Source organism: Sphingobacterium multivorum (assembly GCF_039511225.1).
GTDB lineage: Bacteria > Bacteroidota > Bacteroidia > Sphingobacteriales > Sphingobacteriaceae > Sphingobacterium.
Window position 1 is genome coordinate 3,675,458 of sequence record NZ_CP154261.1, and the last position, 12,240, is coordinate 3,687,697.

9 protein-coding genes are annotated in these 12,240 nt (G+C 38.8%); 8 read left to right on the forward strand and 1 reads right to left on the reverse strand.

What is annotated here, in order from left to right; all coding sequences use genetic code 11:
• Positions 1-245: 245 nt before the first annotated feature.
• Positions 246-701, reverse strand: coding sequence for a DUF1572 family protein (locus AAH582_RS15425; RefSeq protein WP_343318487.1), 456 nt, complete (start codon positions 699-701; stop codon positions 246-248).
• 498 nt (positions 702-1,199) lie between these two features.
• Here AAH582_RS15425 and AAH582_RS15430 point away from each other — a divergent pair, with 498 nt between their 5' ends.
• The 8 genes from AAH582_RS15430 to AAH582_RS15465 all read left to right on the forward strand — a co-directional run bounded on the left by AAH582_RS15430 (position 1,200) and on the right by AAH582_RS15465 (position 12,141).
• Positions 1,200-2,516: an ATP-binding protein gene (locus AAH582_RS15430; protein WP_343318489.1), complete on the forward strand. Its 1,317-nt coding sequence runs from the start codon at positions 1,200-1,202 to the stop codon at positions 2,514-2,516.
• 90 nt (positions 2,517-2,606) lie between these two features.
• Entirely contained in the window at positions 2,607-3,206 is a 600-nt protein-coding gene (locus tag AAH582_RS15435; protein ID WP_046674552.1) for a TetR/AcrR family transcriptional regulator, read from the forward strand.
• 78 nt (positions 3,207-3,284) lie between these two features.
• The gene (locus tag AAH582_RS15440; RefSeq protein WP_343318493.1) at positions 3,285-4,487 is read left to right on the forward strand and encodes an efflux RND transporter periplasmic adaptor subunit; all 1,203 of its coding nucleotides are present in this window, start codon (positions 3,285-3,287) and stop codon (positions 4,485-4,487) included.
• A 14-nt stretch (positions 4,488-4,501) separates the two neighbouring features.
• Positions 4,502-7,690, forward strand: a complete 3,189-nt coding sequence (locus tag AAH582_RS15445) for an efflux RND transporter permease subunit (protein WP_343318494.1) — start codon at positions 4,502-4,504, stop codon at positions 7,688-7,690.
• A gap of 24 nt (positions 7,691-7,714) precedes the next feature.
• Complete coding sequence (locus AAH582_RS15450) at positions 7,715-9,142, forward strand: efflux transporter outer membrane subunit (RefSeq protein ID WP_046674688.1); 1,428 nt, start codon at positions 7,715-7,717, stop codon at positions 9,140-9,142.
• A 263-nt stretch (positions 9,143-9,405) separates the two neighbouring features.
• Positions 9,406-9,888 (forward strand): DUF4822 domain-containing protein, encoded by a 483-nt coding sequence (locus tag AAH582_RS15455; RefSeq protein ID WP_046674549.1) that lies wholly within the window; start codon positions 9,406-9,408, stop codon positions 9,886-9,888.
• 388 nt (positions 9,889-10,276) lie between these two features.
• A complete protein-coding gene (locus tag AAH582_RS15460; protein WP_046674548.1) occupies positions 10,277-11,380 on the forward strand; it encodes a sensor histidine kinase in 1,104 nt (367 codons plus the stop codon).
• Entirely contained in the window at positions 11,380-12,141 is a 762-nt protein-coding gene (locus AAH582_RS15465) for a LytR/AlgR family response regulator transcription factor (RefSeq protein WP_046674547.1), read from the forward strand. The genes AAH582_RS15460 and AAH582_RS15465 overlap by 1 nt, the downstream gene beginning before the upstream one ends.
• The last annotated feature ends 99 nt before the right edge of the window (positions 12,142-12,240 follow it).

Genomic DNA, 12,240 nt, shown 5'->3' on the forward strand with positions numbered 1-12,240 from the left:
GGCTAAAGTTCACCTTTTAAAGCAAAGAATCAAAAACTTTCTGCTCCTTTTTTAGTATAAAACCGCTATTTTGATAAAACTTATGGCTCTCGGTTCGAATGGGCTACTTACATTGCTTCACGATCCACTCTGCGTATTCCAGCTATCTGCAAAAAGGGCGAACCCCAACCCATCGGATAATTACCGATTTTCTTATATCCATGATATTAATTTATATCTGTGAATAGATCAACTCATTACTTTAGCTAATCCTCAGGTTGATCCAACAATCGGCGGTGATAATTTATTTGGCCAAGGTGATAAGTTAGATGGGTGGTCAGATGAACGAGCAAATACTGCGTCGTTGTTTTTTCTTCAAACACGAGTATGGGATATATCTCTTGCAGATTCTCTTCTGACAAGAGATCCAAAGAGCGGGTAACCACATCAATCGTATCATCTACCTGTTCTATTAATCGTGTTCGAGGAATATCTTTTAACGAAAACTCGGCCGCTCGATCCCTAATATACCCTGTCTTTCCTATTTCGGCACCGATGTACGTTTGAAGATTTCCAATCAAATGTAGACATAGATTGCCCGCTGAATTGGCAATATTTGGTTCAATAAGCCATATATTTCCCTCTTGTTTGTACAATGAAATTTCATCCCGCAGCCTGTTTAAGTCCCGTTGGAAAAGGCTTTTTAAAGTTTCTATAAGCATAGACTAAATTTAGATATATTTCTACTCAAAAAAGCAATTTCTATATCAACACATCAGCTTTAGCGTTAAATAGCCATATTGATACGAATCAGAAATATACATCTCCGCATATTATGTAATTTTAAACAACTTAAAGAGCTATAACCATGAAGATAGTTTCAAATTTCCCAAAGAAAACCTGGGTAATTTTTAGTGTAATAACAGTCACGACCACCATTCTCTTCGCCAAATGCGATAGCCTATCCGATGGAAATGACAGATTGGGTTTTCCATTTCCTTTTTATGAATATATTGGTGGCAAGCGCTCAGTGGAACCTGAGAATCGAAGTAGTTTCAATTATATTTATTTTCTTTTCGATCTTATTATCTGTTTTGGACTTGCTTATTTTTTCACATTTCTAATCCAGAGATCTAAAAAATAGCGTACATTGAAATGGAATTAATCGACCAAATTATTTCCATCTGTTTTATATACAAGTTTTAAGCTAAACTGTCTTTATGATGAAGAAAAGCACAAAAATAACGAACCAAAGTATCGAATCAGCAGGACTTCCCAAAGACCCTAAACATGCCATTGCTGAATATTTCTGGAATGGATTTGATGCAAAAGCCACACAGATTGAACTCTCTATAGACAGTAATGAATTAGGCTACATTAATCGTATAAGCATACAGGACAATGGCGAAGGCATACCCCTAGAGACACTTTCTTCCTCATTTGGAAACTTTTTGGATTCTATAAAAAAGAATAGTCTCAAACGGAGCTCCTATACAAGAGGAAAAAAGGGAAAGGGCCGATTTTCTTTCTCACTTTTTGCAACACGCGCAATTTGGAGTACCGTTTTTCAAGAGAATAAATATTTCTCAAACTACCGAATTCAAATCGATCGCGATAGTAAAGAGCAATACGATATCAGTGAAAGCAGGCTGGTAGAATCTAAAAGTACGGGAACGCAAGTTACTCTTGAAGGCGTTTTTGGGCTTAATGCTACATTTTTTGAAAGCGACGACTTTAACAATTTCCTCGCACAAGAGTTTGGATGGTTTCTCTACTTGAATAAGGATAGGAATTACGCCATACGCGTCAATGGAAAGCTGTTGGCTTATGATCATTTAATCCAGGAGACGGACCAGCTTTTGTGGACCGGCTATAGTCCTGAGCGTGATACTTCTTATCATTTTACCATCAATTACATTCGATGGAATCAGCAAATTGGTGATCGATATTATTATTATTTTCTGAATAGCGATAAAAAGGAAATTGCCAAAGTACTTAGCAGTTTCAACAATAACGCCATTAATTTCCACCATTCTGTTTATGTGGAATCTGGCTTCTTTGACCATTTTGAGCAACAAGATATCTTCCTTTCTACAGACGACAATCTTTTTTCGGGGAAGGTCAAACAAGTAATTTATCGAAATTTACTAGCTGAGTTACGGGATTTACTCGATAGAAAACAAAAAAAATATGTACTAGAACACGCTGTCGCAGTAAAATTAACAGATCTTGAAAGAAAAGGCCTACTACCTGCATACAACAATTCGGAAAAGGACAAAAAAAGAAAGACCCTTTTGTTAGCGTTAATACAGGAATTATATATTGTAGACCCACGCATTTTCTTCGGCATAAAAACAGACCTTATCCGCACTTATCTCGGTTTTATTGACCTGTTATTGCAATCGGAAAAAACCTCGGGAATTCTCCCGATCATCGAACAGGCACTTCCCTTAACTGACAAAGAAAAGAATCGCATAAAACAGCTTATAACTCGCGCTGAGAAGAATGAAAGCGCTTCCGCCGAGCAGAAAAAATAATGCATTTTTATTTAATGACTTTTAGATGTCAATAATTAAAATTAAAAGTATCACTTTTGCTTAACACTGTTAAATTATTTACGCATTAGCATGGGTAGTAAAGAACGCATACAACGGCTCAAAGATGAGAATAGAACCAATATTCTAGATGCTGCGCTCCAAATCGTCAAAGAAGAAGGATGGCAGGCCTTGAGTATGCGCAAAATTGCGGATATCATCGAATATACCGCCCCCATGATATATGAGTATTTTGCCAATAAAGATGCCATTTTAATGGAGCTTGCTAACCAAGGCTATCTCCTGCTTGCCAAAAAGGTAAAACAAGCCAAATCAACTGAAACCGATTTGGAGAAACAATTGGAAGCAATGTGGTTTAGCTATTGGGATTTTGCTTTCGAAGAACGCGAATTGTACCAATTAATGTTTGGTGTGGGAACGGCCTGTTGTGGTTTTGAAAAAACCTATAAATGTGCTGAATCCCATGGAAAATTGATAAGTGATGTCATCCGTGAAATCATGAAAGAGAAAAATCCATCCGAAGAATTGATCTGCAGAAAGTATTTCACCTACTGGTCTATTATACATGGATTGATTTCGATCAATTTGGTGAACCAAGGCAATGGCGACAATACTAATCAAGAGGTTTTAAAGGATGCTATTTACGGCATCACACGCTCCCTGACTGACTAATTTTTTTTACACCAAAAAATACAACGTTAAGAAATCTAACACCGTTAAATATACCAAAACTTCAATTTTTAATATCACATGAAAACAAATTTATCACCAAGCCTTAAAAGGATTTACGTTCCAACACTTAACAGTGTTAAACGAATTAATATCGTAAAGACTGCATATGTGCTCAGTGCAATCTTTCTATATAGTTGTTCAACAGGCACGAGCAAACCCATTGATCCACCACCGGTTAACCTTCCGGTCGTTACCATCGAGAATGGTAATGAGACGGTTTATCAAGAATATCCAGCAACTATTGAAGCTTCGGCCAATATTGAGATCAGGCCACAAGTAGAAGGGATTTTGGAAAACATCTATGTCGATGAAGGTGCTAAAGTAAATAAAGGTCAGGCGCTTTTTAAGATTAACGACCGCCCCTATCAGGAACAATTAAATCAAGCGAAGGCAAATTTGCTAGCAGCAAAAGCTGCCTTAGAAAACGCCGAGTTAGAAGTGGAAAAGAAAACAAAGCTGGTGAACACCAAAGTACTGACAGACTTTCAGTTAAAAACTGCAATTAGCGCACGTAACGCCGCTAAAGCGAATGTACAACTGGCACTGTCGGCGGTTGAAACGGCGAAAATCAATGTCGGATACACGCTAATACGGGCTTCAGCCGAAGGATACATCGGTAGATTGCAGCGCAAACAAGGGAGTTTAGTGGGACCTACAGACTCCCAACCACTTACAGCATTGTCAAATGTAAAGGATCTCCATGTCTATTTCTCATTGGGAGAAAATGACTTTATCGCATTCAAAAACAATACAGAAGGTAGTAATTTACAACAAAAGCTTCACAACCTCCCTCCGATCAGCTTAGTTCTTTCGGATCAGACAATTTATGATCAGAAAGGAAAAATTGATATGGTAGATGGCCAGTTTGACAAAAACACCGGTGCGATTACCCTCCGCGCGACGTTCAACAATCCGGAAGGGGTTTTACGTAACGGAAATACCGGCCGTGTAAGACTACAGAAGAAGTATGCACAAGCATTATTGGTACCTCAACTTGCTACCCTTGAAATGCAGGATAAAATCTTCGTTTACACCGTTGGCAAAGAAAATAAAGTTGTTCAACAGCCCATTACTGTCATCGGAAAAAGTGGTGCAAATTACCTCGTAAGCAAAGGACTGAATGCGGGAGATCGGATTGTCTACAAAGGCATTGACCTGCTTCAGGATGGGCAGAAAATTACGCCACAAGCTTTATCAAGAGATAGCATCAATTCATTATAATATTAGAAAATCACATGCTTAAGAAATTTATAGAAAGACCTGTACTCGCTACCGTTATCTCCATATTACTTGTCATATTGGGGGTGATTGGTATCCTCAAACTGCCTTTGCAGCAGTTTCCCGATATTGCACCGCCCGCGGTGCAAGTAACGGCATTATATCCTGGGGCAAATGCCGAAACGGTACTCCGTGCCGTAGCTCCCTCACTCGAAGAGTCAATCAACGGTGTTGAAAATATGAGCTACATGAGCTCTACTGCCAGTAACGACGGCTCGTTAATGATTACCGTATATTTTAAACTTGGCACTGACCCTGACCAAGCTGCTGTGAACGTCCAAAATCGTGTGGCTCAGGCAACCAGCCAATTGCCCGCTGAGGTTGTACAAGCCGGAATTACCACAGCAAAACAGCAAAACAGCTTGATCATGGTATTGGATCTCTATACGGAAGATCAGAGTAAATACGATCAGACCTTTATTACCAACTACGCGCAAATCAATATTATTCCCGAACTAAAACGGATACCTGGTGTTGGACAAGCATTGGCGTTTGGTGGTAGCAAAGACTACTCCATGCGGGTATGGCTTAATCCAAATCAAATGGCGACCTATAAACTAACGCCTGAGGAAGTTATGGCTGCAATTCAAGATAAAAACGTTGAAGCTGCTCCTGGTAAATTCGGCGAGAGCAGCCGCGAAGCTTTTGAATTTGTGATCAAATATAAAGGTAAACTCAACCAACCAAGTGACTACGAAAATATTATTATCCGCTCCAACACTGACGGCTCAGTACTTAAACTCAAAGACGTCGCTCGTGTTGAACTGGGATCCTATACCTATGCGAGCCACACCCGTATCAATGGCAAAGCAGGATTGAATATTGGGGTAATGCAGCTGGCAGGTTCGAATGCAAATGAAATTCAGATCGCGATTCAAAAATTCATGGAGAAAGCCTCTTTAAGCTTTCCGAAAGGTGTCAAATATCTCGTTTTATACAACACAAAAGATGCACTTGATCAATCTATTGACCAAGTAAAACATACACTAGTTGAAGCATTTATATTGGTATTTTTAGTTGTCTTTCTATTCCTTCAGGACTTTAGATCGACATTAATACCAGCGATTGCAGTACCAGTAGCCATCGTGGGAACATTTTTCTTCATGCAGCTCTTCGGCTTTTCAATCAATCTATTGACCTTGTTTGCCCTGGTGCTTGCCATTGGGATTGTCGTCGATGATGCAATTGTGGTCGTCGAGGCAGTGCACGCCAAGATGGAACATGAAAATCTCCCACCTAAGCTCGCTACAACATCTGCCATGAGCGAAATCACCGGGGCAATTATCTCGATTACATTGGTGATGTCTGCCGTATTCCTTCCCATCGGCTTTATGGAAGGTTCTACCGGAGTGTTTTACCGACAATTTGCTTTCACGTTAGCGATTGCAATCGTTATTTCAGCAATTAATGCCTTGACACTAAGTCCTGCGTTATGTGCACTCTTCTTAAAACCAACGCATCATGGTCATGCTGATGCTAAGAAACTTAATTTCAAGGAACGTTTCTTTGCTGGATTCAATGTTGGATTTGACCGGTTGACTAAAAACTATTTAGGAAGTCTGCGCTTCTTGATCCGTTACGAGTGGGTTGCATTTACAGGATTGGCGATTACCCTACTTTTGACAATATTTATGATCCGTAAAACACCTACTGGATTTATTCCGTCGGAAGACCAAGGATTTATTGCCATTTCTTTATCCATGCCTGCAGGCGCTTCTTTAGATCGTACTTCTGGGGCATTAGCCGAAGCTGAGAAGCAACTTCAACATGCTGATTTTACCAAAACTTTAAATGTACTTGCCGGCTTCAATATTTTAACACAATCCACAAGTCCTTCAGCGGGTGTTGCGTTTATCCTCCTTAAACCACATGAAGAACGTGGTCAGATAAAAGACATCAATGCGATTATGGCCGATGTGAATCAACGCCTGGCAAATATCAAAGGCGCAAATTTCTTTGTCTTTACCTTCCCTACAGTACCAGGGTTCAGTAATGTTGACGGTCTGGATATGGTATTGCAGGACAGAACTGGTGGACAACTTGGAAAATTCAGTGGCGTAGGCCAGAAGTTTATTGGCGAACTGATGAAACGTCCTGAAATCATGATGGCTTTCACAACCTTCAAAGCGGATTATCCACAATATGAGCTCCAGGTAGATGATATCAAGGCAGAGCAACTTGGCGTAAGCACAAAAAGTATATTACAAACCATGCAGGCCTATTTTGGTAGTGCCCAAGCTTCAGATTTTAATCGTTTTGGAAAGTACTATCGTGTGATGGTCCAAGCTGATGCCAAGGATAGAAGTGAACCTACTTCAATGGACGGTATTTTTGTAAAAAACAGATTAGGTGACATGGTTCCCATTAATACATTAGTCAAATTAGAACGTGTATATGGGCCGGAAACAGCATCGCGTTACAACTTGTTTAATTCAATTGGCATAAATGCAATACCAAAACCCGGATATAGTTCTGGTGACGCTATCCGTGCAGTTGAGGAAGTTGCAAAACAACAATTGCCTACTGGATTTACCTATGAATTCTCAGGTATGACCAAGGAAGAAATTGTCTCCGGAGGACAGTCTACATTGATTTTTATTCTCTGTCTGATATTTGTTTACTTCTTGCTTGCGGCACAATATGAAAGCTACATCATTCCGTTAGCGGTTATTCTATCCATTCCGACCGGTATATTTGGCGTCTTTGCAGCAATTAGCTTCACTGATATCGCCAACAACATCTATGTACAAGTCGCACTTGTCATGTTGATTGGTTTACTGGCCAAAAATGCCATTTTGATTGTGGAATTTGCTATTCAAGGGCGCAAACAGGGGCTATCGATTCCTAGCGCTGCACTTAAAGCCGCAAGATTACGTTTGAGGCCTATTATCATGACTTCTTTAGCCTTTATTGTTGGTATGATTCCAATGATGACAGCCGTAGGTCCGTCTGCTCAAGGAAATCATTCCATCAGTATTGCCGCTGCGGGTGGGATGTTCACCGGAGTAGTTTTAGGGCTCTTTATTATCCCGATTCTCTTTATTTTCTTCCAATTTATCCAAGAGAAAATAGCTGGTGTCCCGAAGCAAAAACAGTATGAAAGCGAGACCGCTTCGTTGGAAATACCCGTGCATACAAACAATTAGTATATCATGACAAAATTTAAATATATGAATAGTAAAGCAAAGTTACTGACGGTTTTCATCTTATCTTTTGTCGTATGGTCCTGTAAAACAGATAAGTTGGTCAGCAATCAACACCTTGCCCCTAACTTACCCGAACAGTACCGCGACCAAGCTAAAGCTCCGCAGGAAACTAGCATTGGCTCTATTCCATGGCGCGATTTTTTTAAAGATCAAATCCTACAGACATTGATTGACAGTGCAATACAACATAACTTAGATATGAAGTTAGCACTGAAAAACATAGAAGCGTCTCAACTGAGCCTGAAACAAGCAAAAGCGAACTATCTTCCCTCAGCCCAATTACAGATCAGGGGAAATAGCACCAATCCATCCAATAACAGTATGAATGGATTGAGCCTCGGACAGTTTTTAGGCCAACATCATGTGGAGGATTATACGGCATCCTTAGGTTTATCCTGGGAGGCCGATCTATGGGGTAAAATCAAAAATCAAAATATCGCTGCTTTAGCTTCCTATCTGCAAACAGAAGAAGCTAAAAAAGTAATTCAAACCCAATTAATTGCACAAGTTGCACAAGGTTACTATCAACTGCTGATGTTATATCAATTGCGTGATATCGCCAAACAAAACTTGCAATTAAGCGATACAACCTTACGCATCGTCCAACAGCAATATGAAGTTGGTGACATTACGCTGCTTGCGTTGGAACAGGTTGATGCGCAACGATTGTCCGCAGCGGCGTTAATCCCTGACTTTGAACGGCAGATCACTATTCAGGAAAATGCCATTCAGATTCTTAGCGGAAAACTCCCACAAGAGATTAAAACAGCGGAGAAATTGACGGACATCCAGTTCCCCGAAGAGCTAGCAACTGGCATACCAGCTGATTTGTTGAGCCACCGTCCGGATGTAAAACAAGCCGAACTAGCTATTACAGCTTCACAGGCCTATCAACAGTATGCAAAAGCGCGCATGTATCCTTCCTTGGTAATTAGTGCCGAAGCTGGGGTAAATGCATTCAAAGCAAGTAATTGGTTCAACTTGCCCGCGTCATTATTTGGTGCAATTACAGGGAGTATTACACAACCTATTTTCCAACGCAAGGAATTAAAAACGCAATATGAGCTAGCGCGTGTCGAACAGGAAAAGAATGTATTGATCTTCAAGCAAAAAGTAATTTCAGCCGCTGGGGAAGTATCCGATGCTTTAATTTCAATTCAAAAATTGAAAGAAAAACAAAAGATTACTTCGGATAGAACGACGCGTTTAAAGCAAGCGACAAAGCATGCCAATCTTTTGTTTGAAACAGGAATGGCCACCTACTTGGAAGTAATCACAGCGCAAAGCAATATCTTACAAAGTGAGCTCGAACTTGCTCAGGTAAAAAAAGCGGAGCTTTCTGCTGTTGTTGATCTATACCGTTCATTGGGAGGTGGATGGAGCAATAACTAATGCGGTATAAAAAGCAATTTTCTAATTTTATTATACATATCTGGTAGATGGGGGGCCCTTAGGGTCCCCTGTTTTATTTTTAAACATAACGCCCTGTAAAGCAAACTTCAAATCAGGCAATACATAAGCTTTTTCTATTTTTTAGAATTTCTTCAACAACCCGATCGCATTCAATTTATAAATCCTTCAAACCTTGGAATAAAAGAGACAAATGCCGCTGAAACAATGCGATTACTTTTGTGACATCATATAAATTTTATAAAATGAGAGATTTAAAAAAAATTGCATTAGCGATATGTATCGCCTTAAGCACGTTAGTAGCGGTGAGCTGCAGTAAAGATGACGAAACTGTTGTTGAACCCCAGTTTACCCCAAGCGAAATATTAGCCAGTACGCCATGGGAAACAACAAACGCAAAGAATAATAAAGGTGAAAGTGTAGTATTAACAGATGCTAACGTGGCAAATTTTGTAGGATTTGCTTATTTCAAATCTGATGGTACTTTTACAATGTTCAATCTTGACAATTCTCCAAAAATGCACGGCGACTGGACCGTATCTGCAGATGGTAAAACGAGAACAATTGTTGCTAAAAATGCTGCTGGAGAAACGTTGTTTACTCGTGTGGTTGATATTACGGTATTAACAAAGAAAGAATTCACTTATAGAGTTTATCCAAACGCTAATGACAAAACGATCTATTTCGATATCATCCATACACCAACAACTCATCAAGAGCCAAAATAATTTATAGGATAATACTTCGAAAAAAATAGTAACCACAATAAAACAGAAAGGCTTGACGAAATGATGTCAAGCCTTTCTGTCTATCACTAAAAACGAATTCCATATTCAAAGTCACTCTTTGACACTATTAGATCAAATGATTACAAAACAAAAGATAACTACAAGATTTACAATATATTAAAAAAAAAATATCACAGGGATTTCATTATGAATTATATACTGATAGGCCAAGGTTAGATCATCTATCAGCCTTCGTCAATATACGCCTGAGTGCATCAAATTGATATTTCAGTCAGGGCTTTATACGCTTCAGCAGAAATTTGTCGTCCAATACTAAAAGGAATTACGAAATTTGCATAGATTTCACCGATACAGATAAGTTAAAAGAATGCAGGATATAGCGATCTATAAAAACGATAAGACTCTAATTAGTACAAATAAAAAAAGGCTGATATTTACCTTTCTGTCCTTTCTGCTTATTTATCTCGTCGCCTATATTATTGATCCTTTCTCGAGTTGCTGGGATGGCTATTTTAAACGGAATATGTTTGAAATACTCGGTGAATGGACATTTACGATCATTTATAGCTTTATCATTTCCGAATTTAGTATCATTGTCCATGACAAGCTTAATAAGTTCTTAACCTGGAAAGATAGTCCGACAGAGCGACTTCTACTCGAAACCGTCATCAACCTTTTTGCAGTACTCTTTATCAATTTACTTTTGGAGTACCTGATTTCAAAATATTATTTTGGACCTCAAAATGTTACTATAGCCCCATCTTTGGAGGAAAAAAGAGGGATGATTCAAAACATTACAATCAGTGTATTGATTGCGTTGATGATCATGGGGATCAATATTGGTAGTCATTTGATCACCAACTGGAAGAATGAATCCATGCGCGCAGCAAAGCTTGATCAGGTCATTCTTGAAACAGAACTTCAATCGTTAAAATTACAGATCGACCCCCATTTTGTCTTTAATAACCTAAGCGTGCTCTCAGAAATCATCCTCGAAGACCAACAATTAGGCTATGAATATGCAGAAAACTTCTCCAAAATATATCGCTACCTTCTTGTCAATTCCAAAAAGGACATTATCTCACTCGAAGAAGAACTCAACTTTCTAAATTCATACATATTTCTCATCAAAAACCGATTTGGCGATGGGGTAAACTTCGAAATAAACGTCAATCCCGCCAAACGCAATTTTCAATTGCCCCCGCTCACCTTACAGTTATTGGTAGAAAATGCATTAAAGCATAATCAGACGAATAAGAAAAAACCGCTGAAAATTAAAGTCTACACCAACGCCCAGAATCAACTTGTTGTTGAAAATATATTAATTCCTATTGAGAATGTATCCGAATCATCGGGAATAGGGATTTCAAACATCATTAAAAGATACGATTTGCTATCCAACTTAAAACTGCAAATAAAGAATGATGGCAAAACATTTAACGTTATCCTCCCACTTTTAGCGCAAGCATAATGAATATAACCAAAGTATTAATCATCGAGGACGAAAAGCTCAATGCCGATCGTTTAAAGCGACTTTTGAAAGAAATAAAACCATCCATCGTTATTTTGGATGTACTTGATAATATTGCGGATAGCATCAATTGGTTCAATAGCAATGAACTTCCCCACCTGGTCATGATGGATATTCGTTTATCCGATGGCTTAAGCTTTGAAATATTAGAGACTATAAAAATAGACTGCCCAATCATATTTACAACAGCATTTGACGAATACGCTGTGAGGGCTTTTAAATTCAATAGCATAGATTATTTGCTCAAACCTGTAGAAAAAATAGAGCTGGGAAATGCCATCCAAAAACTTGACTATCAAAAAGATCTCCAGATCAACCAACAACCGCTTCAAGGTTTATTGGATTTTATCTATCCAAAAGATTTTCGCTCACGTTTTCTAATTCCATTCAAAGACGGTTATAAGACCATTCTCGTCGAAGAAATATTATACTTTTACTCCGAATTTAAACTTACCCATGCGCAACTCAAATGCGGTACTGTCGAAATTGTCCCTCAAACAATGGAAGAACTCGAACAGCAATTGAATCCAAAAGTATTTTTTCGCGCCAACAGGCAATTCATTATACATATAGATGCGATCAAAAGATTACATAACCACTTCAACGGAAAACTAAAAATAGAAATTAAAAATAACGATCAAGTGGAAATCCTTGTGAGCAGAGAAAAGGCTCAACTGCTAAAAAATTGGTTAGACTATTAATGTTAAACTGATCCGCTTGCTCCTTTTTTCGTCAGAAAGGTAAAGTAAGTTTTTCGCGATGAAGAAGGGAATGTCAATCGATAAGACCAATATCTTCAA

Excerpts from the sequence above, each read along its gene's own strand:
- AAH582_RS15465 (WP_046674547.1), top strand. The coding sequence starts at position 11,380 with ATGAATATAACCAAAGTATTAATCATCGAGGACGAAAAGCTCAATGCC.
- AAH582_RS15450 (WP_046674688.1), top strand. The coding sequence starts at position 7,715 with ATGAATAGTAAAGCAAAGTTACTGACGGTTTTCATCTTATCTTTTGTC.
- AAH582_RS15455 (WP_046674549.1), top strand. The coding sequence starts at position 9,406 with ATGAGAGATTTAAAAAAAATTGCATTAGCGATATGTATCGCCTTAAGC.
- AAH582_RS15440 (WP_343318493.1), top strand. The coding sequence starts at position 3,285 with ATGAAAACAAATTTATCACCAAGCCTTAAAAGGATTTACGTTCCAACA.
- AAH582_RS15460 (WP_046674548.1), top strand. The coding sequence starts at position 10,277 with ATGCAGGATATAGCGATCTATAAAAACGATAAGACTCTAATTAGTACA.
- AAH582_RS15435 (WP_046674552.1), top strand. The coding sequence starts at position 2,607 with ATGGGTAGTAAAGAACGCATACAACGGCTCAAAGATGAGAATAGAACC.
- AAH582_RS15445 (WP_343318494.1), top strand. The coding sequence starts at position 4,502 with ATGCTTAAGAAATTTATAGAAAGACCTGTACTCGCTACCGTTATCTCC.
- AAH582_RS15430 (WP_343318489.1), top strand. The coding sequence starts at position 1,200 with ATGATGAAGAAAAGCACAAAAATAACGAACCAAAGTATCGAATCAGCA.
- AAH582_RS15425 (WP_343318487.1), bottom strand. The coding sequence starts at position 701 with ATGCTTATAGAAACTTTAAAAAGCCTTTTCCAACGGGACTTAAACAGG.